Source organism: Sphingomonas epibiotica (assembly GCF_039615155.1).
GTDB lineage: Bacteria > Pseudomonadota > Alphaproteobacteria > Sphingomonadales > Sphingomonadaceae > Sphingomonas.
In genome coordinates, this window is record NZ_JBDGHY010000017.1 from 1 (window position 1) to 24,703 (window position 24,703).

24 protein-coding genes are annotated in these 24,703 nt (G+C 63.5%); 12 read left to right on the forward strand and 12 right to left on the reverse strand.

What is annotated here, in order from left to right:
• On the forward strand, positions 1-253 hold a 253-nt coding region (locus tag AAIO73_RS19525), incomplete at its 5' end, for an alpha/beta hydrolase (protein ID WP_345880400.1).
• Positions 254-296: 43 nt separating this feature from the next.
• On the opposite strand, the gene AAIO73_RS19530 is transcribed toward AAIO73_RS19525, so the two are convergent.
• The 4 genes from AAIO73_RS19530 to AAIO73_RS19540 all read right to left on the reverse strand — a co-directional run bounded on the left by AAIO73_RS19530 (position 297) and on the right by AAIO73_RS19540 (position 2,442).
• Positions 297-1,259 carry a Gfo/Idh/MocA family protein gene (locus AAIO73_RS19530; RefSeq protein WP_345880402.1) on the reverse strand — a complete coding sequence of 321 codons (963 nt, stop codon included), beginning with the start codon at positions 1,257-1,259 and terminating at the stop codon, positions 297-299.
• A 209-nt stretch (positions 1,260-1,468) separates the two neighbouring features.
• Positions 1,469-1,858 (reverse strand): hypothetical protein, encoded by a 390-nt coding sequence (locus tag AAIO73_RS19535; protein WP_345880403.1) that lies wholly within the window; start codon positions 1,856-1,858, stop codon positions 1,469-1,471.
• Positions 1,859-1,939: 81 nt separating this feature from the next.
• Positions 1,940-2,155 (reverse strand): acyl-CoA thioester hydrolase/BAAT C-terminal domain-containing protein, encoded by a 216-nt coding sequence (locus tag AAIO73_RS20335; protein ID WP_526023828.1) that lies wholly within the window; start codon positions 2,153-2,155, stop codon positions 1,940-1,942.
• The gene (locus AAIO73_RS19540) at positions 2,152-2,442 is read right to left on the reverse strand and encodes a hypothetical protein (protein ID WP_345880405.1); all 291 of its coding nucleotides are present in this window, start codon (positions 2,440-2,442) and stop codon (positions 2,152-2,154) included. Before AAIO73_RS19540 ends, AAIO73_RS20335 begins: the two co-directional genes overlap by 4 nt.
• A gap of 730 nt (positions 2,443-3,172) precedes the next feature.
• On the opposite strand from AAIO73_RS19540, the gene AAIO73_RS19545 reads away from it, so the two are divergent.
• A complete protein-coding gene (locus AAIO73_RS19545; protein WP_345880408.1) occupies positions 3,173-6,196 on the forward strand; it encodes a TonB-dependent receptor domain-containing protein in 3,024 nt (1,007 codons plus the stop codon).
• 225 nt (positions 6,197-6,421) lie between these two features.
• Here AAIO73_RS19545 and AAIO73_RS19550 read toward each other — a convergent pair whose 3' ends face one another.
• Both AAIO73_RS19550 and AAIO73_RS19555 read right to left on the reverse strand, forming a co-directional pair.
• Positions 6,422-6,847 carry a hypothetical protein gene (locus AAIO73_RS19550; protein WP_345880410.1) on the reverse strand — a complete coding sequence of 142 codons (426 nt, stop codon included), beginning with the start codon at positions 6,845-6,847 and terminating at the stop codon, positions 6,422-6,424.
• Positions 6,844-7,215, reverse strand: a complete 372-nt coding sequence (locus AAIO73_RS19555) for a hypothetical protein (RefSeq protein WP_345880411.1) — start codon at positions 7,213-7,215, stop codon at positions 6,844-6,846. Before AAIO73_RS19555 ends, AAIO73_RS19550 begins: the two co-directional genes overlap by 4 nt.
• 94 nt (positions 7,216-7,309) lie before the next feature.
• Here AAIO73_RS19555 and AAIO73_RS19560 point away from each other — a divergent pair, with 94 nt between their 5' ends.
• On the forward strand, positions 7,310-7,585 hold the full coding sequence (locus AAIO73_RS19560; RefSeq protein WP_345880412.1) for a hypothetical protein: 276 nt from the start codon (positions 7,310-7,312) through the stop codon (positions 7,583-7,585).
• Positions 7,586-7,608: 23 nt separating this feature from the next.
• Here AAIO73_RS19560 and AAIO73_RS19565 read toward each other — a convergent pair whose 3' ends face one another.
• The gene (locus AAIO73_RS19565) at positions 7,609-7,848 is read right to left on the reverse strand and encodes a hypothetical protein (protein ID WP_345880414.1); all 240 of its coding nucleotides are present in this window, start codon (positions 7,846-7,848) and stop codon (positions 7,609-7,611) included.
• A gap of 5 nt (positions 7,849-7,853) precedes the next feature.
• A complete protein-coding gene (locus AAIO73_RS19570) occupies positions 7,854-9,338 on the reverse strand; it encodes a S8 family serine peptidase (RefSeq protein WP_345880416.1) in 1,485 nt (494 codons plus the stop codon).
• A gap of 14 nt (positions 9,339-9,352) precedes the next feature.
• Between AAIO73_RS19570 and AAIO73_RS19575 the strand changes: the two genes are divergently transcribed.
• From AAIO73_RS19575 to AAIO73_RS19595, 5 genes are all read left to right on the forward strand, one after another.
• A protein-coding gene (locus AAIO73_RS19575; RefSeq protein ID WP_345880418.1) for an IS3 family transposase occupies positions 9,353-10,524 on the forward strand; the annotation gives its coding sequence in 2 pieces (ribosomal slippage) (positions 9,353-9,617 and positions 9,617-10,524; 1,173 coding nt in all).
• Between the two features lie 311 nt (positions 10,525-10,835).
• Positions 10,836-13,019, forward strand: a complete 2,184-nt coding sequence (locus AAIO73_RS19580) for a TonB-dependent siderophore receptor (RefSeq protein ID WP_345880419.1) — start codon at positions 10,836-10,838, stop codon at positions 13,017-13,019.
• Between the two features lie 10 nt (positions 13,020-13,029).
• Positions 13,030-13,335 (forward strand): hypothetical protein, encoded by a 306-nt coding sequence (locus tag AAIO73_RS19585; RefSeq protein ID WP_345880420.1) that lies wholly within the window; start codon positions 13,030-13,032, stop codon positions 13,333-13,335.
• Positions 13,332-14,852 (forward strand): PepSY-associated TM helix domain-containing protein, encoded by a 1,521-nt coding sequence (locus AAIO73_RS19590; protein WP_345880422.1) that lies wholly within the window; start codon positions 13,332-13,334, stop codon positions 14,850-14,852. Before AAIO73_RS19585 ends, AAIO73_RS19590 begins: the two co-directional genes overlap by 4 nt.
• A gap of 5 nt (positions 14,853-14,857) precedes the next feature.
• Positions 14,858-15,151 (forward strand): DUF3325 family protein, encoded by a 294-nt coding sequence (locus tag AAIO73_RS19595; protein WP_345880423.1) that lies wholly within the window; start codon positions 14,858-14,860, stop codon positions 15,149-15,151.
• A 1-nt stretch (position 15,152) separates the two neighbouring features.
• Here the strand turns inward: AAIO73_RS19595 and AAIO73_RS19600 are convergent, their stop codons facing one another.
• Together AAIO73_RS19600 and AAIO73_RS19605 are read right to left on the reverse strand one after the other, a co-directional pair.
• The gene (locus tag AAIO73_RS19600; protein ID WP_345880424.1) at positions 15,153-15,797 is read right to left on the reverse strand and encodes a GntR family transcriptional regulator; all 645 of its coding nucleotides are present in this window, start codon (positions 15,795-15,797) and stop codon (positions 15,153-15,155) included.
• 201 nt (positions 15,798-15,998) lie between these two features.
• Positions 15,999-17,549, reverse strand: coding sequence for a serine hydrolase domain-containing protein (locus tag AAIO73_RS19605; RefSeq protein ID WP_345880425.1), 1,551 nt, complete (start codon positions 17,547-17,549; stop codon positions 15,999-16,001).
• Between the two features lie 48 nt (positions 17,550-17,597).
• Here AAIO73_RS19605 and AAIO73_RS19610 point away from each other — a divergent pair, with 48 nt between their 5' ends.
• From AAIO73_RS19610 to AAIO73_RS19620, 3 genes are all read left to right on the forward strand, one after another.
• Complete coding sequence (locus AAIO73_RS19610; RefSeq protein ID WP_345880426.1) at positions 17,598-19,937, forward strand: TonB-dependent siderophore receptor; 2,340 nt, start codon at positions 17,598-17,600, stop codon at positions 19,935-19,937.
• Positions 19,938-20,184: 247 nt separating this feature from the next.
• On the forward strand, positions 20,185-21,423 hold the full coding sequence (locus tag AAIO73_RS19615) for a sulfotransferase family protein (RefSeq protein ID WP_345880433.1): 1,239 nt from the start codon (positions 20,185-20,187) through the stop codon (positions 21,421-21,423).
• Between the two features lie 433 nt (positions 21,424-21,856).
• Positions 21,857-22,348: a 2-thiouracil desulfurase family protein gene (locus tag AAIO73_RS19620; protein WP_345880427.1), complete on the forward strand. Its 492-nt coding sequence runs from the start codon at positions 21,857-21,859 to the stop codon at positions 22,346-22,348.
• Positions 22,349-22,397: 49 nt separating this feature from the next.
• Here AAIO73_RS19620 and AAIO73_RS19625 read toward each other — a convergent pair whose 3' ends face one another.
• Positions 22,398-23,138: an SDR family oxidoreductase gene (locus AAIO73_RS19625; RefSeq protein ID WP_345880428.1), complete on the reverse strand. Its 741-nt coding sequence runs from the start codon at positions 23,136-23,138 to the stop codon at positions 22,398-22,400.
• 165 nt (positions 23,139-23,303) lie between these two features.
• On the opposite strand from AAIO73_RS19625, the gene AAIO73_RS19630 reads away from it, so the two are divergent.
• Positions 23,304-24,032 carry a 3-keto-5-aminohexanoate cleavage protein gene (locus AAIO73_RS19630; protein ID WP_345880429.1) on the forward strand — a complete coding sequence of 243 codons (729 nt, stop codon included), beginning with the start codon at positions 23,304-23,306 and terminating at the stop codon, positions 24,030-24,032.
• A gap of 103 nt (positions 24,033-24,135) precedes the next feature.
• On the opposite strand, the gene AAIO73_RS19635 is transcribed toward AAIO73_RS19630, so the two are convergent.
• Positions 24,136-24,703 (reverse strand): nuclear transport factor 2 family protein (locus AAIO73_RS19635; protein WP_345880431.1); only part of this gene is annotated, 568 nt, incomplete at its 5' end.

A 24,703-nucleotide genomic window follows, 5' to 3' on the forward strand; every position in this document is an offset into this window, starting at 1 on the left:
TCCGCCCGCGCTCCTGTTATACGGGACCGAGGATACCGTCGTGCGTCCACGGAACAGCGAAGCGCTGGCCGCCAAGCTACGCGCGGGCAGCGTGACTGTAGAGCAACGGGCATATCCCAAACTGGGCCATGTCGGCATCCTGCTTGCGCTTGCCCGCCCGTTCCGCGGTCGCGGGCCGGTCCTGGCGGATGTCGCGGGGTTCATTCGGTCGACGGTGAAGGTGGATGAGGCCGATCGCCGCCGAGACAGGTGAACGTTCGCGTCCCGTTGGTCGCTTCCCGACTGCCGATAGTCAGTCAGATAGGTTGTTGTTTGTCTCCGTCCCTGTAGTCCGCGCCAGCAGAGACTTCCCCACAAATATCTGTCTCCGCATGGCGGACGATAGCCTCGCAAATCTCATGCGTCGCCAAGATGGCGGTCGCATCGACCGGCCTGCGCTCCCGAACCGCGATCAGAAAGTCGTCGCACATCGCCTCGAAGCCGCGTTGCCGTCCGACCGAAATCCAGTCCGCCCGTCGTTGCGTGCATTGCGTACCTCGCGCTTCGACACGCTCGGCAAGGTCCCGCACACTGTGGCGCATCCCACCGCCGATGACGTCCAGGCGCTCCTCGTCGAGTCCGCTGTTCCGGTGCATCATGCCGATTGCGGTGAACCCGTCGCCTGCCAGCGTCAGAGTGATGCTATGCAGCATTTCGTCGACGGCATGGGTTTCGATGGTGCGGCGGCGAACCGGCGCGGGGGCGAGCGACAGCAGCGTATCGACGACGTGAATGAAGTCGTCGAAGACGACGCGGCGGGGCAGGTCCGGTTGCCGGTGGCGATGCTTTTCCATGACGATGAGGTTCGCATCGACAGTGCGCAAGGCGACATAGTCCGGCGCGAACCGCCGATTGAAGCCGAGGACGAGCGGCGTGGCCCGCGCCGCCGCGAGGGTAACGAGCCCTTCAACTTCAGAGAGAGTATCCGCAAGCGGCTTGTCGACCAAGGTCGGGATACCCCTGTCGATCAGAAGCCTGACCAGTTCGCCATGCGCGGGCGTGGCTGCGTGGACGAAGGCGGCATCGAACGACGTCACGGAAAGCGCGTCGGCCACATTGGCGTGCCGATTGACGATGCGGAACTCGCGACCGACTTCGTCGAGAACGACTTTGTTCCTGGTCGTGAGATGGATATCGAGATCGCCGCGCCGCGAAAGCACCGGAAGATACGCCTTGCGGGCAATGTCGCCCAGCCCGATAATGAGTATGCGCATATCCATATCTTCCGGTTCACTACGATCGCCATCTGCATCGGCTAAGGCTACGCACGCCCTTGCGTGCCGTGCAACCACTCGTCAGAGCGACCCAAAGACAGACGTTTGGAACCCTCTACCTGCCTTCCTGATTCCGGACGCTCGTTCAGTTCCATATCACCAGGCAACGGCGTCACGAACCTGCGAGGTCCTATCTGTACCGTAGCTGGATTTGATCATTGCAAAGCGGCGTGAACAAAGCGGGTGCGGCGTTGCCGGACAATCCTCTGCGCATGAGCGGTTGCTGCAGCGAAAGGGTCTGCTCCCCATGCGTTGAGCGAATGCCATCCACTTCCCGAAAAATTGTGCCCCGCCTCCGGAAGGATGAGCAATTCGGTAGGCAACGCTGCGGTGCGCCGCCCCGAAGCGATGTGCCGTGCCATGTTCGAAGACGGCCAGACGGTGTCCTGACCGCCGCCGACTACCATCATCATCGGTTGGCAGTAACGCTCAACCGAAATCTCCGCTGCGACGGCGTCGTCCGGATGATCCCGCCGACCGGCGACATGAGCCGGCGCCAGCATGGCCGGCTCGCCCCGCGCCATTGCGGCAAGCGCCGTTGCCATACCGGTATAGGATACGAATGGCAGCGGTTGACCGGCAAGCGCGAAAGACGAACGTATTGCCTCGGTCTGGACGCCGAGGCCTCAACCTTCCCATACGACATCGGATGGTACGATCCCCACCGCCGCCAGGAGTCTTGGGTAAAGCGCCGCAGCGATCGTCGCAAACTCGGCACCTTTGGATGCGCCTATTACCGCAATCCGCCGTCCGTCCAGTCCAGGCTGACTGGCAATCCAGTCACGCAGCCTCGCCAGACGATCGACCGGTATGTCGGCAAAGGCGGCAGGACGCCCCTTCATCGCTGGGTCGGTGATCCCGAGGGGGCGTAATAGGCCAGAACGAGCGCGGCATAGCCGGACCTGGTGAGGAAGGGCACCATGCTTCGACCGAAGCTGCCGCCGACCGCCGACTCGCCGAGCAGCACCACAACCGGCGGCGCTGTATCACCGGATTTTTGGTACAACGTCGCACCCGCAAAAACCGACACGGCAGAGACCACAAGCCTGGGTTCGGTCTCGAGTACCGCCGCGTCCCCCGCGGCAACCGAGCAGCCATCGGCCGCGACGCTCAGGCGAAGGACGCTCATAGACAGCTCGGTGGGTTGTTCCTTGGACCGGTGCATTGCCTAGAACAGCGCCGTCACGCCCCGCATAGTCACCGTTGACTGGTGCCGCGCAAGCAAGATTAACGACACCCGATCGGTCAGCCTCGAAGCGGGCGACCGGGCGCAGCGAAACGGAAGCACGTTGCTCGACGCTTATCTGTCCGTCCGCACCCGGCGGCAAACCGCGAACCACGACCGGGACGACATCACCGACTACGATAGTGTCGGGTGTTGCGGTGACCGGCGTAGGACTTGGTGCGGTGGCGAACAGCAGCAAAAGGGCAGTGACGTCGCTCGCAATCAGGGGGCAAATCCTTCGAGAAGTGCCCCGCTCTACTACGATCGTTGTAATTGCCGGCGAAAAGCCACGAACGACCACCGGTAGCAGTCAACAAACACCCCTAAACGACGAATTGGTGTATCAATTGCACACCCGAACGCTGACCTCAACGGACTCGGCACCGTTCATATGCGCGATCACTCGTTCATCTCGGCGATTGCATCGATCCGGAAGCGAAGGATGCCTTCCTCCACGCGCCACCGGCCGGTCATATTGACCGCTTTGGCGCCGACGAAGAGTCTTCATCCGTTTTCAACCACGTCCTTAACGCTCCGGTAACGCCCCCTGCCATAAAGTTGCCACGCACCGTACCACACGGCGCACGGGGGTTAGGCGATGCATCTCGCCGCGTGATTTTGGGGGAAATTCTAGGTGGTTGTGATTCATTCGGCTCGTGGCGCGTTGCGCCTCGGCATCTCGACGGCTGCGTTGCTGGCCGCGACCGCCTTTCCCGCGGTGGCCCAGAATGCTGTATTACCACAGGCCGCAGCCACGGCTGAACCAATAGTCGAGGATGCGGCTGCGGCACCCGTGACGAACCTTCCGGCAGCACCCGCCGCCGCCGATGCCGGTCAGCCCGCGACCATCATCGTCACAGGCACGCTGTTCCGCGATTCGAACGCCAGCTCGATCTCGCCGGTGACTGTCCTCAGTTCCGAAACGCTCGAACGCGCGAACATCACCACCGCGCAGGACGCGATCCGTTCGGTTTCGGCCGACAGCGCCGGGTCGATCTCGACCGGCTTCCGCAACGGCTTTTCGGCCGGTGGTGCCGCCGTGTCGCTGCGCGGTCTGGGCGTGTCGTCGACCGTCGTGCTGATCGATGGCTTGCGCTCGGCCAACTTCCCGCTGAATGACGACGGCCACAACGCCTATGTCGACCTGAACTCGATCCCGTTCAGCATCGTCGACCGGATTGAAGTGCTGAAGGACGGCGCGTCGTCGACCTATGGCGCGGACGCGATCGGCGGCGTCGTGAACCTGATCAGCAAGAAGAATTTCCAGGGCGTCGAAGGATCGGTGCAGGGCGGCACCACCGAAAAGGCCGATGGCTCGCGCTACCGCGCGACGCTGACCGCCGGCTATGGCGATTACAAGGAACAGGGGTTCAACTTCTACCTGAACGGCGAATATACCTATGACGCCTATATCACCAACAATTCGCGGGGTTATCCGTTCAACACGCTGGACCTGAGGCCGAGCGGCCTGAGCGATCGCAACCTGAACGACGAATCGCTGACCGCCCAGAACCCGCAAGCGGTCGTCGTCCGCGTCAGCCAGAGCGACCTGAACAACCCGCTGTCGGGCAAGGTCGGATCGCCGTTGACCAACCAGTATCAGCTGCTCAACCCCGGTTCCTGCCCGTTCGGCACCTATACGGTAAACACGACCGCCGCACAGGGGACCGGCTGCGCGCACAACATCCCGGCCGAATATTCGATCATCCAGCCGCAGCAGCAGCGCTATTCGACCACCGGCCGCCTGAGCATTCGGCTGAGCGACAACCTTGAGATGTTCGCCAGCGGCAGCTATTCGCATTCCGAAGTCGACATCAAGGGCGCCCCGACCGGCATCCGCCAGACCCAGCCCTTCGGAAGTTCGGCGGCGCTGGCATCCAGCAGCCCGGGCATAGTGCTGCCGGTCTATGTCTGTGCGGCCGGCATCAACTGCGCGACGGCGGCGGATCGGCGGCTGAACCCGAACAACCCCTATGCCGCTGCATTCGCCGCCAATCCGGGCCAGGGCGCGGCGCGCATCTATTATTCGTTCGGCGACATCCCGGCGAACAGCCACCGCTATGTAGACGTGTTCCGCACCACGGCGGGCATTTCGGGCGATCTGGGCAGCGGGTTCAAATTCCGCCTGAACGGCGTCTATGCCCGCGACAACTTCGCCGTCGCGCAGCGCGGCTTCCTGAATATCCAGGGGCTGCTGAACGCGATCAACACCGGTGCCTACAATTTCGTCAATCCGGAACAGAATAGTGCGGCGGTGCGCGCGCAGATTTCGCCCGATCGCACCACGCCATCCTATTCGACGGTCGCGACGATCGGCGGTTCGCTGCTGAAGGCATTGCTGCCGCTGGGCGGGGGCGACCTAAATGTCGGTGCCGGGTTCCAGGTCCGTCGCGAAACACTGATGAACCGCAACCAGAACCGCGACCTTAGCTATTACGGGCTTAATACGTCGTCGGCACGCGGCGCGCAGACAGTGACCGCCGGCTTCTTCGAAATTGACGCCCCGTTCGTGCGCGAATTCGACCTGAACGTGTCAGGCCGCTACGACAATTATTCGCAGGGCTATAGCCGTTTCTCGCCGAAGGTCGGCATGAAGTTCATGCCGGTCGACCAGTTCTCGCTGCGCGCCACTTATTCGAAGGGGTTCCGTGCGCCGACCTTCGCCGAAAACAATCCGGCCAGCAGCTATGCCGGCTTCTCGCCGTTCACCCCGCCGGCCAGCTTCGTCGCCGCGCATCCGGGCAACCCCGCCTATACCAACACCTACAACATCGGTAACGGCGCGACCGGCAATGCCGACATCCTGCCCGAAGTCTCGCGCAGCTTCTCGGCCGGCGCGATCTTCAAGCCGGTGCGCTGGTTCAACGTCACCGTCGACTATTACAACATCAAGAAGTCGAACCTGATCGTCACGGGTCCGCGCCGCGCCGCAGCGATCGCCGCCTATTATGGACAGACCAATGCGACCGCCGGATGTGCCGCGCTGGCAGCGGTCGGCGAAGGCTATCGCTGCAACGTCCTCGATGCGCCCGATCCGGACAACCCAAACGCCCTGCCCCGTCTGCTCGTGTTCGACGTACCCTATGTCAACGCGAACTATCAGGTCAGCTCGGGCGTCGACATGCAGGCGAACCTGAACGTCCCCGTGACGGACCAGCTGCGCCTCATCAGCCGGCTCGACGTCACACAGATTATCAATCTCGATCTGGTGACCCCGGATGGCGTGGTGCAGAAATATGCCGGTACGCTTGGGCCGTACCAGCTGTCGTCGGGTGGCGGTACGCCGCGCACGCGTGGCAATTGGCAGAACTCGGTCGAGGTGGGCAACTTCGCAGTGACCGCGACGACCTATTATGTCGGCCGGATCAAGCAGGTTGCAGCGGACAATATCACGCCAGTCGACGGGGTGATCGACTTGTCGTGCAGCAAGGCGTTGACCGCGCAATGCTACATCCGGCCGTTCATCTATGCCGACCTGAACGCCGCGGTGGAGGTGAACGATCAGTTCCGCTTCTTCGTGAACGTCCAGAACGTAACCAACGCCCGCGCACCGCTCGCGTCGGGCGCCTATACCAGCAATCCGAACTATCTCAGCAGTTGGCATTATGCTGGGTTGGTCGGCCGCAGCTTCAGCGCGGGTGCCAAGTTCAGCTTCTGATTTTCTGCACGAACGCTGCGCATGGGGCGCTCTCCCGATGCGCAGCGTGCGGGCCATCGTCGCTTAGCTTGACATACCACTTTAAGCGGCCGTTCTCGTTTCTCCATGCAAGCTTTCTGACACAGGGTGGAAGACCTATGAGCTGCTGCCGGTTTCGTGGACACCGAGATAAGGTGTTTTTGAGACTGGAGTCGCAGCGTACCGCCCTCGTCGGCACTGGCAAGATCAGTGGGCGTAGCAGGGATAGCGGTCCACGAACGCCGCGCGCTTCGCACGCGTGTTGAGGCTGTCGAACCGCCGCTCAAGGTCCAGCCATACCGCGACGAAACACTCCCGCGCGCAAAGGCGGTGAATGTTGGCGACGCTGCCCCGACTTCTACCGTCCCAAATGACGAAGCCACAGCCCGCCTTGGTCGCCATCGCCCTGTCCTTGGTGGCGTGAAAACCAGCGGTGCCCGCTCGTCCCTCCCCCGGTATGTTCCTGACCTTCCAATCACCGACATTGTTGCGCGGGAAGCCGTCCGCCGTGAACACGGTTACGTCCGGCGCGTGCTGATCCATGAACAGGCGTTGGACGGTCGTGTCGACCCCGCGGGTATCTCCGATCAGGATGGGAAGTCGACGATCGATGACCTCGAGCAACCGCGTCAAGACGGGGGTCGGCAGGTGCCGGATCGCGATCTTCCCGGGGATGAAGACGGAGGGCTTGTCGGTCGTATGCGCTGACAACCGGACGCGGCGGGATCGTAGTGCGCGAACGTGATCGTCCCGGCGCGGAGCACGGACGGGCGCCGGTCAAACAAGTCGGGAGCGACGGGGACCTGCCGTTCGATATTGAGAAAGCGGTCCCACTCCCTCCATTCGACGTCGGTTTCGATGATGACCGGATAGTAGCGGCCGAGCGGCAGCGACGGCGAGGCATAGGGCTGCGGAATGTCGATCAGGCAGACGTCCGGCAGCGTCGGGAGCGGGCGGCGATAGTGCAGGCGCTGGCGCGCGATCGTATTACCAAGGCGCATGGCGGATCACATGCGTCGAACCAGATGCCGGACAGCGACGACATCGCAGCGATCGATATTAATTCATATCCGGCGGCGTCCGTAAGGGGGAACGATGTATTATATTCTGATGATCGATGACCAGTCGGCGGGTGTTGCCTCCACGACGTTCGTGACCCGCGAGCAAGCGATCGCGATCATGGCGATGGCGCCCGGCGATGCGGTCCAGCTCGATGATGACGAGATTACCAATCATATCGGCGAACCCGGTCAGAAGGATCCGTTGATCGAGTTCGTCTCTCGCGGTGTGCGGCCATCCGCGCGGCGATCGCGCCTGCTGCCGCAATTACAGGCGATCCGGGATGGCAAAGGCGTGCCCGCCGACGATTGAGAGGCATCGGTCAGGCAAGAACACTACAGCGTCGAGTGGCCGATCACCGGCTCGACATGCATGAACGCGCCGAAGCGGCGGCGGACCTCGGCAACCGCTTCATCGGTGGCGTCGACGATCACCCGATCGGGATTGGCGTCGCCGACCAGCGTCACGCCCGGAACTTGCTCCGCCCGGGTCGCTTCGACGCCTTGACCACGCAGGCCGCGTTTGATGGCGACGACAAACCGCATACTCTGTCCACTTGTCTCCGGCGTCAGCATAGCAGCTATGTCAGGAAAGCGATACCGCGCCCTTGAAACTTCGGCGCGAGCCCGACATCCTGCAAGGCGGCGGTGAGCAGGCTGCGGCACAATGCCGCGCGGGATGCGTCTCGCGGCAATGTCGCAAGACCCGGCTGACGCGATAGCAGTGCCGCCGCGATGCCGCAGGCCACCGGCGACGCCATCGACGTGCCATCCATCGCGGCGAACAGCGCGTCGCTCTGGCCATCGGGATCGTGAACAGGCGCGATGATGCCGACGCCTGGTGCAGTGCAGTCGATCTCCGCACCGAAACAACTGAAGCTGGCGAGAAACAGATTGTCGCGGCCGAAGCGGTCCGCCGTCTGCGGCAGGCGGGTCGCGCTGAGCGATGTCGGCGGTGCCCAGCCTGCGAGGCCCAGCGCGGACACCGCCACGCATTCCGGGAAGGCGGCCGGGTAGCTGACCGGTCCGGCTTCGTTGCCCGCAGCGACGACGCAGAGCGTACCGCGTTCCAGCGCATCGAGCATGGCGTCGTGGATGACTTCGGATGGCGTCGACGCACCGAGGCTCATGTTGATCAGGTCGACGCCATGCCCGCGCGACAGGGCGTCGATCGCGTTGGCGATGTCCGCGTTGGAGGCAAGCTTGCCCGGCGCAAAGACCCGCGCGGCGAACAGGTCGACGCCGGGCGCAATGCCGCCATAGTCGCCCTGCCCGACCGGACGTCCGCCGATGGTCCCAGCGACATGGGTGCCGTGGCCCTGAACGTCGTCGGTCGCACCAGGGGCGTTGTCCTCGACACCATCGATGAAACTGCCGATGCCATGGGCATGCCGAAGGCAGCGATGTGGCCCGAGCCCGGTGTCGATCACTCCGACCCGTACGCCCGAGCCCAAGGCGGAATCGAAGGCAGTGATGCCGGTCGCCGCATGCCACCAGCCGAGCGGGCCATCGGTCGGGAGTTGCACGCAATCGATCGCCGTCGCGGCCCCACGCGACAGCGTCGGCCAGAAGCCGCCGTTCGGCAGCCCGACCACGCCCGCGACCACGGCGCGGGCGGGGTTCGGCACATCGCAGCGCCCGTTCAAGTCAGTGATCGCTTCGGCGCTGGATGTGCCGCAGAACCCGCGAAAGAACACCGTGATGCGGCAACCAGGGAGCGCTGCGCCGCCGCCGGTCACGATGATGCTGGTGACGTTGCCGAACGCCGCCGGAGCCACCCCCATGGGCACCGCGCCGCCCAGATCGGGAGGCAGCACGGTCAGCGGGTGATGGAGGATCTCGGGTTCGATAATCGTATCGGGGCCTGCCGCAGCGCGCTCGCGTTCGACCTCGATGGGATCGGCTTCCACGACGACGACGCGGCGGGCGAGCGGATCTTCAGGCTCATTGTCTTCGACGATCCGGGCGGAGGCAATTCCGTCCAGAGCAACGCTGACCGAGAAGCGCGAGGCGAGCGTGAGCTGCCCCCATCTGAGTGGTCCATCGACTATGACAGTCTGGACCAAGGACGGGACGACGAATGCCTGCGAAGAAGCACAAGCCCGAGGAGATCATTGGGAAGCTGCGTGAGGTTGAGATCATGCTGGGTCAGGGCGGCACGACCGCTGAGGCTTGCCGGCGGATCGCGGTCAGCGAGCAGACCTACTATCGCTGGCGCAAGGAATATGGCGGCCTGAAGACGGATCAGGCTCGGCGAATGAAGGATCTTGAGAAGGAGAACGCCCGGTTGCGGCGCGCGATCTCGGACCTGACGCTGGACAAGCTTATCTTGCAGGAGGCGGCAAAGGGAAACTTCTGAGCCCGGCACGGCGCCGACGCTGCGTCGATCAGGTGCGGGCTGTGCTGGACGTGTCCGAGCGGCGTGTGTGCCGCGTGCTCGGCCAGCACCGGTCTACGCAGCGCAAGGAACCGTGCGGGGCAGATGACGAGCAATTGCTGACTGAGGATATCATTGCCTTGGCCAGACAGTACGCACGCTACGGCTATCGGCGGGTGACCGCGCTGCTGCATGCGGCGGGTTGGTCAGTGAACCACAAGCGAGTGGAACGTATCTGGCGACGCGAAGGGCTGAAAGTCCCGCAGAAACAACCCAAGCGCGGGCGACTGTGGCTGAACGACGGTTCGTGCATCCGGCTGCGACCGGAATATCCAGGGCATGTCTGGGCCTATGATTTCGTCGAAGGGCGCACCCATGATGGGCGCAAGTTCCGCATTCTGACCATCATCGACGAGGCCAGCAGGGAATGTCTGGCGCTGGTGGTCGCGCGTCGGCTCAACCATGAGGATGTGCTGGCGGCACTCGCCGAGTTGTTCATCGAGCGGGCCCCGCCAGCCCATATCAGGTCCGATAACGGCAGCGAGTTCATCGCGACCGCGGTCCAGAAATGGCTCGGGAAGATCGGCGTGACGACGCTCTACATCGCACCGGGTTCACCCTGGGAGAACGGCTATAACGAAAGCTTCAACGGCTCGCTGCGCGACGAACTGCTCAATGGCGAAATCTTCTACAGCCTTGCCGAGGCCAAGGTGCTGATCGAGGCATGGCGGCGCCACTACAACACCGTCCGGCCGCACAGCAGCCTGCGCTACCGCCCGCCAGCCCCGGAAGCGTCTCCACCACCATTGCCGATCTCCGGTTCCGCTTCGCTCCACCTCCGACCGGCAATGGCGGTGAAGACGACGATGCACTAACTATCAACCCGGACCACCCGGTGGGGGCTGCTCAGTTAAAATAGGCCCGACCCTGCCGCGACCGCCTATCCCGCATGGGATCGAGAAATGGGAATGTTGAGTGTTTCTCAGAACCCATGTTGGCAGGAAAGGAGGCCATCTGCGCCGGATGCGGCGGCCGGAATCGACTAGGGCGCGTGCACGACCGAACCAAAGCCTTGCAGAGCACCCTTAGTCGCAGACCTGCATCCACTTTCCGATAATGTGCATACACTACTTGCGAATCAATCGCGTTATCAGTAGTGCTGTCGACGCCAGTATCGGGGGAAGGCATGTCATACTATCTGCATTTTGCCGCCATCATCGCGGGCTGGGCACACACGCCTGCTGCGATCGCGAACATGCCGCCGGCCGGGCAAGCGGTCGCGATCAACCCGCCGCGGGACGGCGCCGCTCCGCAGGCCGCGGAAAGCGACGAGCCTGATCCTCGCGACGAGATCGTCGTGACCGGCTACCGCGCGCTGGAACAACGCAGTGCTACCAAGACGCCGCTGTCGCTGAAGGACACGCCCCAATCGGTTTCGGTGGTCACCGCCGATGTCATGGCCGACCGGGGCGCGCAGTCGCTGGCGGAAGCGATGTACTTCATTCCGAACGTCGTCGCCTTCAACGACGGTGCGACGGGCGGTGCCGGCGGCGGCAGCAACAGCCTGGGCGTCGAGTATAATATCCGCGGGATCTACGAGGGTGGGCAGCTCAACTTCCGCCGGGTCAATGGGCTTCGCACGAACCAGCGTGCCATTATCGACCTGGCCGCGATCGAACGGGTCGAGGTCGTGCGCGGTCCCGGTTCGATGTTCGGCGGGGCGGTGCCGCCGGGCGGGATTATAAATTTGATACAGAAGCGCGCCTCTGCGCAACCGCGCGGTTTCGCCACGCTCCGTGCCGGAAGCTTCGACGCGGTCGTTGCCGAAGCCGATGTCGGTGGGCCGCTGGTCCGTGGTGGCGCCTTGCGCGCCCGTATCAGCGGCAAAGATGTCAGCGAGGGATCGTGGATCGATTTCCGGAAAGGTACGACGGCCGTCGTGATGGCGGCACTGGGAGCCGATTTTTCGCCCACGACGACGCTCGACGTCACCGGCAGTTTCCAGCGTCGCAAGTTCCTCGAAGGTGGCTCCTTCGCGGTCGGGGTGGACGGATGGATCCCCGACATTCCGCGCTCTCGCTTCGTCGGTATCCCGACGCCGCAGTCCGAGGGCGACCTCGGCTGGCTCGACGCCGAACTGCGCCAGACGATCTCCCCGGACTGGCTGCTGACCGTGCGCGGGCGTTACGAGGAAGGTAGCAATGCCCAGCGGGCCACGGAATTCGGTCGCTACATCGATCGCAATGCCGGCACGGTGTCGCTCAACAAGCTCAACCGGCAATGGGACTTCGATACGGTCGCGGCCGATGCGTTCCTGTCCGGCCAGGTGCCGTTGTTCGGGCACGGCAGCGACCTGCTGGTCGGCGCGGATTATTTCCACACCCGCGAAACGACGAAGGGCGGGCGGACCAGCAACGTCGCGCGCCTCAATATCTACCAGCCGGACTATGCGGTCGCTCTTGGCGACTTTCCAACGACCCTGCCGGCGACCATGACGCGCGGACCATCGGGTTGGGGACTGTACGGCCAGGCGATCGTGCGCCCCATGGATCGATTGGCGATTCATCTGGGCGCGCGCCACGACCGGACCGAGATTTTCAGCCAGCGCCCGGGAGCGACCGCGACGGTGCTCGACTATGCCGCATTCACCGGGCGGGCATCGCTGACCTACCAAATCACAGAGCGGCTGACGGCCTACGCGACCTATAATGAATCCTTCATCCCCTCCAGCGGCACGACCCGCGAAGGGAAGCCGGTAGGCCCCGAAACGGGTTACCAGACGGAGGCGGGGCTGAAGGCATCGCTGTTCGACAACCGGCTCAGCGCCTCGCTCGCCGCCTATCGCATGGTGCGGCGCGAAGTGGCGACGAGCGATCCGCGCAATGGCACCGGCGAGTTCTTCGTGATCGCGACCGGCGAGCAAGTGCACAAGGGGATCGAAGCCGAAATCACCGGTTCGCCACTGGCGGGCCTGCAACTGGTCGCATCGCTGTCGCTGCAAGACGCAAAGGTGACCCGCAACAACGACGGAGTCGTCGGCACGGTCCCCTATGATGCGCAGGAGTTCACCGGTGCGCTGTTCGCGACCTACGAACTTCAGTCGGGTCCGTTCCGTCACCTCGGCTTCGGCGGCAGCGTGCGCGATCTCGGGCGCTATTACCCCTTCACCTCGCCGCAGAACCAGCTCGCCTATAATGCGCCGCCGATCGTCGACGCCCAGCTATTCTACCGCGGCCTGCCCGGCTGGGACGTCCGAATCAACGTCTTCAACATCGCCGACGAACGCTATCTGAGTGCGGTGAGCGTCTACAGCGCCAGCACGTTCGGGCGCCCGCGGTCGGCGATGTTGTCGGTCACGAAGCGTTTCTGACATGGCGACGATGAGAATGCGGCTCCGCATCGCCGGTCGCGTGCTGGCAGCAACCCTGGGTGCCTATGCCGTCACCGCCGGCTCGGCGGCCGCGATCGCGGCGACACTGCTCCTGCTTGGGCATCTCCCGCGAGCCGACGCGCTGATCCTCGGCAGTTTCGCGGGCTATATCCTCTTCGCCTTCCTGATGCTGTGGTGCTTTGCCGAGCGTCGTCTCGGCAGGGTCTGGCTGATGCTGCTGGCGGCCGCGTTCGGAACGCATGTCGCGGCGCTGCTGATCGAGCGCATGGTGCCCGTACCGGGGGTGGCGGCATGAGCGCGCCCGATCATCCCGACGACCCCGGTGGCCTGCGCCTCGCCCTCAACTGGTTCCATACCTGGTTCGGCCTGGTGCTGGGCGGATTGCTGTTCGTCATTTTCTGGATGGGGTCGCTGGCGGTGTTCGATCGGGAGATTGATCGCTGGACGATGCCGTCGACACGACTGGTCGCAGCCGGGCCGGTCTCGGCCGATTCGATCGCCTTGGCTGTTCGCGCCGATCTGGTGGGCGCCCGGGGCTGGCGGATCCTGCTGCCGGACGATCGCACCCCGGTGGCGCAGGTTCAGATCACGATGGCGGACGGCCAGCGCATCCGTCGGTTCGTCGATCCGGCAACGGCGCGCATCCTGCCGAGCGACGGCAGTCTGGGCGGAACCGGGTTCTTCTATCCCTATCATTTCCGCATCAACAGCGGCCAGACCGGCCTGTTCATTTGCGCCTTCGCCGCGATAGCGATGATGGCGCTGTGCATTTCAGGTGTGATCGTGCACCGGCGAATATTCGCGGACTTCTTCACGCTGCGGATCGTCCGCAAGCCGCAGCGCACGACGCTCGACCTGCACAATCTGTCGGGCGTGCTGACGCTGCCGTTTCTGCTGATGATCTCCTTCACCGGCGTAGCGATCTTTTCCTTTACCTACCTGCCCAGCGCGCAGGCGATCCTCTACGGTCGCGATCCGGCCGCACCGGCGGCGGGATATTTCTCTCGCGAGCCGGCGGGGCGTCCTGGCGAGACACACATATCGCTCGACCTGCTGCGCGACCGGGCCGCAGCCTATTGGCACAGCGAGCGGCCGAGCTACGTCCAGTTGATCCATGCCGGCGACGCAAATGCCTATTTTGAACTGCGTCCCGACAGCAAGCGGACGATCGCCAAGAGCACCGAGGCGATCTGGTTCGACGCCGCCAGCGGCGCGCTGCTCGCCACGTCGCCCGTTACCGCCACGCGGCGCGCCTATGACGTCGTCTATGGCATCCACCTGATCCAGTTCGATCACTGGACGCTGCGCTGGCTGTACTTCGTGTCCGGCCTTGCCGGCTGCGTCCTCATCGCAACGGGGTTGCTGTTCTGGGTCCAGTCCCGCCAAAAGCGCCACGCCCGACAACGTGCCTGGAGCGGCCGTGCGGCGGAGGCATACACGATCGCCGCCACGACGGGGGCGATCATCGCCACGCTCGGGTTTCTCATCGCCAATCGGCTGCTCCCCTGCGACCTGCCCGGACGGGAATCGTGGGAGGTTTGGGCGTTTCATGCGGCATGGGCGATCGCCGCGCTCCACGCCGTCGTGCGGGGACGCGTGGCGTGGCACGAACACTGCTGGGTCATCGCCGGCGGCGGCGTCGCAGCCGCCATACTGAACGCGGCAACCACGGAAACCGGACTGATCCCGGCCATGACCCATGGACTGTGGCACACCGCGGGGGTCGATCTGTCGCTGCTGGTCGGCGCGGCCCTTGCCGTCGTCGCAGCGGCCAGATTGCGCCGGAGAGCCGCCATGGCGAGGGACGGATAAGGAACATGCACGGGCTCGCCTCCTTTCTGATCGTCCTGTCTCTTGCATGGTGCGGCTTTGCGCTGCTCGCGTTCAGCCAGCAGCAGCATTGGGCGACGCTGCGCCGGTCCCGCAAAGGTCCGCCGTCGCTGCCGATGCGGCTGGCAGCGACGGCGGCCCTCGCCCTTGCACTGGGGTTGGCGTGCGTCTGCGAAGGGAGCGCGTTCGGCCTGCTGCTGTGGATCGGCACGCTGACCGTCGCCGCGGCCGGCACCGCCATGCTGATCGAGCGTCTGGGCGCGCGCAACCGGCGCGGCTAGGTCAGTCGTCGGGCAGTAGCGCGATCATATCCATCATGCTGTTCTGAACGGACGCGGCATGACGTCGCATCGCCAGTTCGGCGGCTTCGCCGTCGCCCGCCATGATCGCCGAAAGCACGTCTTCATGCTCGGCGATCGAGACGACTTCGCGCCCGATCTGCATCACCTGACGACGGCGATACGGCGTCAACCGGTCGTAGAGCTGGTGCACCGTCGTCTCCAGCACCTCGTTCTTCGACCCGACGAGGATCGACCGGTGGAATTGGTACATGTGGCGCAACCCCTGCTCCGTGCCAATCGCTTCCTTGCAGGATGCGTGCAACTGCTGAAGCGCCTGTTTTTCCTCCACGGTCATCCGCCGCGCGGCGAGGCGAGCGGAGACCGCCTCGATTTCGGCGATGAACTCGAAGATCTGCAACAGGCGCTTGACCGGGATCCGGTTCACGAAGGTGCCGCGCCGTGGCAGGATCTGGACATGCTCCATCGCGACGAGGTGGCGAATGGCTTCGCGGATCGGTGTACGCGAAACGCCGAACTCTTCGGCCAAGGCCTGTTCGTTCAGGTGCGAACCGGGCGCGCGCCTGCCTTCCACGATCTGATCCGCGATCTCCAGCGCGATGCGCGTGCTGAGAGTCAACTCGCGCACCTCGGGAGCCTTGGGGAGCAACGACCGGTTTCGGCGATTGCCGCTTCTTTTCATGATATCGTCGTTTCCGTACCGTCCGGCGGGCCACTGCGCCGCGCCGCGGCGTCACATACGCATCCCGCCGGCACTTGAGCAGATAATTGATGCGATGGAAACGGTTGGACGGTCGGAACTGGCTTGGCCGGGGTGTCTGTTCCGGTCCTACCGGGCCGGCGCGATCCCCAGGCCCGCCATCAGCGGAGTCAGAACGGCATTGGTATCGGCGGCTTCTCCCTTCGCGCTGGTGAGCCGCAGGATGACGATGACCAGATCTTCGTCAGGTACGATGAACGCATAATTGCCCGACGCGCCGGCCGCATAGAAGGTATTTTCGGGCAAGGCGAAGCGGCCGTTGGTATTGATCCAGTGCCCCGCGCCAAAGGTGCCGCGCGGGGCGGGTTTCAGCCTGCCCTGGTCGTACCACGCCGCGCCGGGGGTCCGGGCCGCCGCCACGAACGCCTCAGACAAGAGCCGTTCGCCATTCCACACGCCCCTGTCGAGATGCAGCAGCCCGTAGCGGATCCAGTCACGGCCACGGCCATAGTCATAGCCGGTCAGATGGAAGTTTCCGTAGGTGTCGAGTTCGGACACCATCCCCGACATGCCGATGCGGTTATAGAGTTCGGTATAGGGAAAGGTCGAATAGTCGCCATCGCGGGACACGATGTCGCGCAGCATGTAGCCGAGCGACTGTATGTCGCAATTGCTATAGGCCCATTCGGTCCCAGCCGGCCGCGCGTAGGGGGAGTGGATCGCGTGCTGCACGACGTCGATCGGCAGATTGTAGATGACGCCATGGTCGGGGCGGACGCCACGCCGCAGCCATGCCGGCGCGTTGCGGTCGCACGACAGGCCGCTGCTCATCGTCAGCAGGTGACGCACCGTGATCGCCCGCCGGGGATCCTTCTCGTCGAGACGCCATGACGGGATCGGCGCCGGCTGATCGAGCGTGATCCGCCCCTTCTGCTCCAGTCGCCCGATCAGCGTCGCCATGATGCTCTTGCCCATCGACCAGTTGAGAAAGGCGGTGTCCGGACCGAACCCGTCGGCATATCGCTCGACCACCAGGCGGCGTCGGTGCATGACCAGGAAGGCGGCTCCATGCCCGGCGGGATCGAGGGCCGCGGTCGCAGCGGCTTCCAGCAGGCGGCGGTCATAGCCGCGCGGCAGCACGGTCCGGCACGACAGCAGGTCGCCGCACGCCGGAAAAAGACCGTCGGCAGCCTCGACGCGGGGAACCGGCTTCGCCTCGAAATAGGGCCGGTGCGACAGCGGATGCAGCATCGTACATCCCTGATCGCCATAATAGCGCGCCCGCGCCCGGTACGGGCCTGCGGAAAGCTCGACCGACTTCTCCCGCTCGTCGACCGCCGCCGCTTCGAGCGCCGCAGCATAGATCGCCGGCGTGTACGGGCGATGCTCGGTCGCAATCGTCGGATATCCTTCCAGCTCCGCCATCGGGATCAGCGTGTCGCGCGCGATGGTCGCGACTTCCCTGCCGGTGATGAAATGATCCGAGCAGAGTATTTTCGCAGCCGTATTGAGCGCCGCTTCCAAGGTCGATGTCGGCCATTCGACCCGCTGCGGCTCCGTCGCGGCCGATGTGGGGGAAGCGACGAAGCCGGTCAGGATGCCAGGAACCAGAAGGGCGGCTACACGCCGGCTTCCGCATATCCATGCGCGCAAGTGTGCCGGAAAAAGCGGGTTCTCCATCGTCCTGTTATCCTTCGAATATGTCCCAACATCAGTATCGCAGATATTGTGTATACATATGACGGTGGCGTGCATCCTGACGATGGCTCCGACCAGTTTGGTTGCCCGTTGCACATTCTACCGCCAGCTGCCCCAACGCCACGCTTTGTTCATTCCGTTTCGAAGCTACCCCGATCCCCTATAAATCAATTGCTATTCACTCGCAATAGCCATAGATGCCCGCGAGTCGAACGAACCTTTGGGGGGAATTGTATGCGGAATGATCGTGCGAGCGCGAGGGTGGCGAGATGGTTGGGCGTAACCGCGATGACGACGATGGCCGTGCCAGCCTGGGCGCAATCGGAGCCACCGGAGAATGAGGAGGAAATCCTCGTCACCGGCAGCCGCTTCCAGAACTCACTCATCAACCGCCTGCCGATCGACCCGAAGAAGCTGCCGTTCTCGCTGGATATCGTGGAAAGATCCGAGATCGACGAACGCGGCTTCATCAACCCGCTCGATATCCTTGAAACCATTCCGAACGTCGTCCGGCGGCAGACGCAATTGCTCCCGACCGGCGGCTCCTACCTCATCCGCGGTCTCTATGCTTCGGTGCTGACGAACAACCGGCCGGAGAATGACAGTCGCGGCGCGGGTCGACGGGACATGTCGCAGATCGACCATATCGAAGTGATCAAAGGCCCCGCTTCGATCCTGCTTGGCCCGGTCATCCCGGGCGGCGTGATCAACCAGATCACCAAGTCGCCGGAAGACCGCGATTTCGTCAACATGACCGTGCGCGGCGGCAGTTTTGGCACGTATCGCCTCGAAACCGATGCGAACGCAGGCGCGCTTCTCGGATCGGATCTGCTCAGCGGCAGGATCACGATCGCGTATGAGGACCAGCGCAGCCCGCAGGCCCCCGAAAAGACCAGAACGTTCGCCGTGCGTCCGGTCGTCGAAGCCCATTTCAGCGCCCGGACCCGCGCCCAGGCATCGATCTCCTATACGAAGCGGGATAGCGTTCCCGGCTCGGCCTTTCCCTCGAATGCCGACGGGACCATTCCCGACGCACTGGACCCGAGCACCTTCTTCGGCGTTCCCGCCAAACAGACAGGCAAGGATATCTATGCCGACGCCGAGTTCCAGCATGAATTCCTGGACGAGCTGAAGCTCGTGATGCGCGGCAGCTACCAGAAATCGGACTTCGATTATCAGAACAGCCAGGGCGGCTACAACTATACTGGCGGTCGTGGTTTTGGCCCGGGAGATACGAAGGCCTTCACATATTATTCCCATGGATATCGCGATTCAGAGGTCCGCTACGGAGACGTCCAGCTTGTCGGCGGATTCAACCTGTTCGGGCAACGGCAGGACTGGGTGATCGGCGCCTCCGCGCAGGGCACCAAGTTCGACAGCAAGTTCGGTTTCGGGGGCACCTTGGGGGTTGCCGACATCAACGATCTTCGTGCCACCGTATATCGGACCCCCGACTTCAATGCGCCTTTGAGACCCTATGTAGATCGCAAGGATCGTCTCCACTCGGTCTATGCCGAAACGACCATTCGTCCTGCGAACCGCCTGACCATCGTCGCCGGCGCGCGCTATGACGATTACAAGGTGACCAACAATGTCACGGGCGTTTCGACCCCGAACAGCGACACCACCATGCGGGTCGGGGCGAGTTATGAACTGGTGCGCGGTTTCAACGCCTATGCCAGCTATGCCGAGAGCTTCATCCCGCAGAACGGGACCATGCGGAATGGCGATACCATCAAACCCGAAACCGCGACGAACTATGAGATCGGCGTGAAAGGCGGACTTTGGGATAATCGGCTGACACTGACGGCCGCCGCTTTCTCGCTGACCCGGCAGAATGTCGCTACTGCCGATCCGAACAATGTCGCCGGACAGCCTGCCTATGTCGTCGCCACCGGCGAACAGAAGCATCAGGGTTTCGAGATCAGCACCAGCCTGGCACTGACACCCGCGTTGAAGCTGGACCTGGGGTATGGCTATGTCGACGCCACGATAACGAAGGTCATCAATGCCAATATCGGGCAAGGCGTCGGCGCTCCGGTGGAACTCGTGCCGAACCATACCGTGAGCGCTTTCGGCTCCTATTCCGTACAGGGCGGGGCGTTGGCGGGCCTGCGCCTCGGCCTTGGCGCGCGGTCCATCTCAAGCCGCCCTGCCCCGCGTTTCAAGCTGGATTATGAAGGTTATACGCTGGTCGACGCGCTCATATCATACCCGATTTCGAACAGGTTCAGCATCCAGATGAACATGCTCAACCTGCTCGACAAACGGTATCGCGAGAATGTGGGCTTCGCGAACGGCAACCCGGGCGGAGGCCACCGGTTCGGCAATCCCCGGACCGCCATGTTCACCGCGCGGGCGCGTTTCTAGCGCCATGACCGTAGCCGGCAGGGATTGGTACGATCGGGGCATCGCCTGTGAACAGGCAGGCGATGTTGCCGGCGCGTTCGAGTGCTATCGCCTGTCGGCAAAGGCCGATCCGCGGATCGCAGCGCCCTATGTGGGGCTGGCGCGCCTGCTCGATCGCAACCACCAGCGGACTCAGGCGATCGCCTGCCTCGAACGCGCTGCGGCTTGCGAGCCAACGAATGTCATGGTTCGCATCCTGTTGGGGGACATGCTGTGCCGGGACAGCCGGCTCGACGAGGCCCGGCGGCAGTTCGAACAGGCACTGGCCCTGGACGAACGGGCCGGGGACGCGGCGGTCGGGCTTGGCGCGGTCTTCGAGGACCTGGGGGATCGTGCCGCTGCGGCGGATGTCTACCGGCGCCTCCTTCACGTCCAGCCTTTCCACGCAGAAGGCCTGGCCGGCCTGCTGGCTGTGGTCAGGGGGGACGAACTGGAAGCGACGATCGCGGTCGCTCAGGATCGTCTGGCGGCTGCGTCGGATGCCGATGCGGCGCTGATCGGGTATGCGCTGGGCAAGGCGCTGGCGGGACGTGATCGGCATGAGGAGGCGTTCGCCGCGTGGTCCGCCGCCAATGCCGCTCGCCGCCGCGTCGCAGGGACATTCGACCGCGACGGATTCGATGCCCGCATCGACCGGCTGACCGAGATTTTCTCGAAGGAGTTCTTCGCCGCGCGGCGTGGCTGGGGCGACCCGTCGGGACGGCCGGTGTTCATCGTCGGCCTGCCCCGATCCGGAACCACCCTTGCAGAGCAGATTCTTGCCAGCCATGGGCAGGTGCATGGAGCGGGTGAGTTGGACGTCCTTACCGATCTGGCCACCGGCACGCCGGACCGGCTGGGCCAGCCCGATCCACCGTGGCCGGAAACGGCGCCGAAACTCCAGTCCCATCATGTCGCCGCCATCGCCCGCGATCATCTCGACCGGCTCGGCATGATCGCGTCCCCCGCGGCAAGCCGGGTCATCGACAAGCAGCCGCTCAACTTCTGGCATCTGGGTCTGGTGACGCTGGCGTTCCCGAATGCCCGGATCATCCATTGCACACGCGATATTCGCGACAACGGCCTGTCAATCTTCGCCGAAAACTTCACGCCCGAGCAGCGTTGGGCGACGGACCTGGGCGATATCGTCCATTACTGGCGCGGCTATCGACGGCTGATGGACCATTGGGCCACTGCCAGCGACCTGCGGATACTGGACGTTCGTTACGAGGATATCGTGACCGAACTGGAAGGACGATCGCGGCTTCTTCTCGATTTCCTTGGTCTGGAGTGGGATCCTGCGGTGCTGCGCTTCCACGAGAAGGAGCGAGCGGTGCAGACTCCGAGCCGCTGGCAGGTGCGCAGGCCGCTCTACACGTCGTCGAACGGCCGATGGCAGGCATATGAATGCCACCTCGGCATGGTCGTTGCCGCAGCAGAAACGGGTGGCGGGGGGGCAGACCGATAGTTGGAAACCGAGCCAGGGTAGGCGAGCGCCCACGCCGTTTGTCCGCGACGGCGGACGGACGATGGCGGGACGATTTCGTGGTTTCGCCTATCCGTAGTGGAGGAAGCCGGGCGCCTCGACGAATGCCTTCGTCCATCAGACGCTGGACGCGGGTCGCCAATCAAGTGGGAAGTGGTGTCCATTTTGCCAGCCCCGTTCGCATACGGATTCGTCGTGCCTGTTCGTACCCGGAGCAAGGATCACCGCTCCCTCGATTAGGAACGACCGGCGAGACGGGCGGCACGCTCTCGTAGTCGACGGTGAATGGAGAATACCCGCGCACCGGCGCACTTGCCGTCCGGGTTCGTCAGGGTAATGAACGGTCCATGCCCTGTGCCAAGACAATCCGAATAGCTGCTGTGCGGCCCCTGTTTTCTGCTCTTGCGGCGAACGCATGACGCTGGCCAAGGTGTTGGTCAGCGCGTGCCTCCTTGGCCGGCCGGTGCGATACAACGGTTCGGCCAAGACGCTTGAAGATGCGCTGCTGGAGCGCTGGATCAGCGAAGGCCGTGTCGTATCGGTCTGCCCGGAGGTGATGGCGGGATTACCAATACCCCGGTCGCCAGCGGAGATTGCGAACGGGGCGAGCGGAGCAGCGGTACTCGAACAGGGCGGTCGCATTGTCGAGGCGGATGGCAAAGACGTGACCGCGGCCTATCTCGCCGGCGCGCGGATCGCCCTTGAACATGCCGTCCGGCACGATTGCAGATACGCGCTCCTGACGGATGGAAGCCCGTCGTGCGGAGGCAACTTTATCTATGACGGCAGCTTCGAGGGTCGCCGGATTGATGGTGAGGGCGTGACTGCCGCTCTGCTACGACAGCACGGCATTGCCGTATTTTCGCAGTCCGAGTTTTCATCTCTCGCAGCAGCGCTCGACGGATGAGGTGAGCGGTCGCGCATTTTCCAAGGGATGGTGAAACGAGAACGGGCGGCTACTGCATGATCAGGCCGCCATCGACGGCATATTGGCTGCCGGTGACGTAGGAGGCATCTTCCGAGAGGAGGAACAGTGCAACGGCCGCAGCTTCTTCGGGTGTACCGGGGCGACCGAGCGGAACCTGACCGACGACGAAATCCTCAAAACCGCGTTTTGCCTCATTCGGCAGGAAGTGGCGGAAATTGGTGTCGATCGGTCCGGGCACGACGACGTTCACACGGATGCCTCGCGGTGCGAGTGCCGTTGCCCAAGACCGTGTCATTGCGATCAGCGCCCCTTTGGTGGCAGCGTACAGGCTTGTCACGGCGGCCCCCTCATAGGTCGAAGACGATGACGTGACGACGACCGACGCCCCGTCCTTCAGGTGACCGGACAGCGCGGCGAGTTGGAGCATCGGTCCGCGCACATTGGCGGCCATCATCCGGTCGAAGGCGTCGGCGTCGACTTCTTCAGGCGTGCCGAGCGCGGCATATCCGGCGTTGAGCCATAGTCCGTCGAGGCCGCCTGCATTGTTTGCCGCTTCGGCCAGCATGGCGACGCTGGCAGGATCAGCGGCATCGCTGGCGAGGACCTCGCCACGATTGCCCAGTTCACGTCGGGTGCTATCGATACGATCCGGACTGAGCCCCGTGACGATGACGCTACCGCCTTCGACAACGATGCGCTTCGCGCCGGCCAGACCCATGCCGCTTGTTCCGCCTGTGATGAGGACGCGCTTGTTCTCGAACCTTGCCATTGAGCGAAGTTAGCAGACGAAACCGCTTCCTGCATCCGGCCTTCCCACTGGGATGGTGAAATGGGAAAGCGCGAACCATCGAATAGCCACGCTCGATCGGCCTTCACCGGCTTGGCACGCCGGTTTAGGATCACACGGCAATGATCGCGACGTGCAGGAGAAGTCGTGACGTTTCTACAAGCAGCGCTGAACGGGGATCGACAGCACGACGCCGTTCCCCATTCTCCCGATGCCATCGCGGCCGACGCGGAAGCGGTGGTGAGAGCCGGAGCGCATTCCGTCCATGTCCACGCTTATGATGCAGCCGGGCGTGAAACGCTGAACGCTGTGGAATGCGATGCAGTCGTTGCGGCCATCCGCAGGCGCTGCCCCGGCGTTCCTGTCTCGCTCACGACTTCGGTTAGCATCGTCTCCGATCCCTTGCGCCGTCTTGCGATGGTCAAGGAATGGAAGGTTCTGCCCGATCTCGTGACCGCCAATCAGGGTGAAGCCGGGATCGTAGAGCTCGCCGAATATCTGCTCTCGCGCGGCGTGGGGATCGAAGCCGGGTTGCTGTGCCCGGACGCCGCATATCGCTTCGTGGCGTCTGCCTTGCCCGGTCGGTGTCACCGGGTCTTGATCGAGCCCCTTGATCCTAATCCAGAGACGGCCTCGCGGGACGCGGCCGCGATGGAAGCGATCCTGGCCGATGGGGGGATCACGCTCCCGCAAGTTCATCATGGCTTTGACGGTTCGTGCTGGGCAGTGAACCTACGAGCTCTGGAGCGCGGACACGGCATCAGCACCGGCATGGAGGATATGGTCGTATTGCCGGACGTGCAGCCCGCGCGCGACAATGCTCATCTCGTCATATCTGCGCGCACGCTGATCGACGGCATAGCGAAGCGTAGCTGACCAGGCGCATTCCCAATGGGATGGTGAAATGGGATTATGGCTGGCCTGTCAAAACTCGACGTTCTGAGAAGACTACTTGGCGCGAGGAGCTTAGCGATTTGAATCAATCCGACTTTGCTGGCGGCATCGGCGTGTACTGCGCCGAAACCAACAGCCATTTGCCCGCTTCTCGCTCGGCAACGTAACGGACGCGAACCGACCGAACTGGTCCGCCTGGAATAGTGAACGACTTACGTGTTGTGATGATAGTGAGTTCGCCGCGCGACCGAATGACCAGGGGTTCGCTGGTCATTGCTGGCGCAGCACGCTTCACCTCGGGAGCGTAGAACCCCAGCACTTTCTCGCGGTCATCTACTTCGCCAACGGGTGAAATCTCCTCGTAATCAGATCCAAGAGTCTTCGTGACAGTAACTGGATCGTACTGAATACGCGCGGCGTCGAAACGGTCAATCAAAGACTGAATTTCGATGTTCTGTGCACTTGCGGTCGATGCTATCGACAAAGCCACCGGACCGATCGCCCAAATCACCAAACGCATATGCCCCCCTCGGTGAGATTCACGCCACTCCGATAATGGTTTCAATTGCGATGGTGAATTGGGAATCAACGCGGCGCTCAGCTCACACTTTAACGGTACGGGACGGTGGTTAGGGTCAGGACCCATTGGTGGT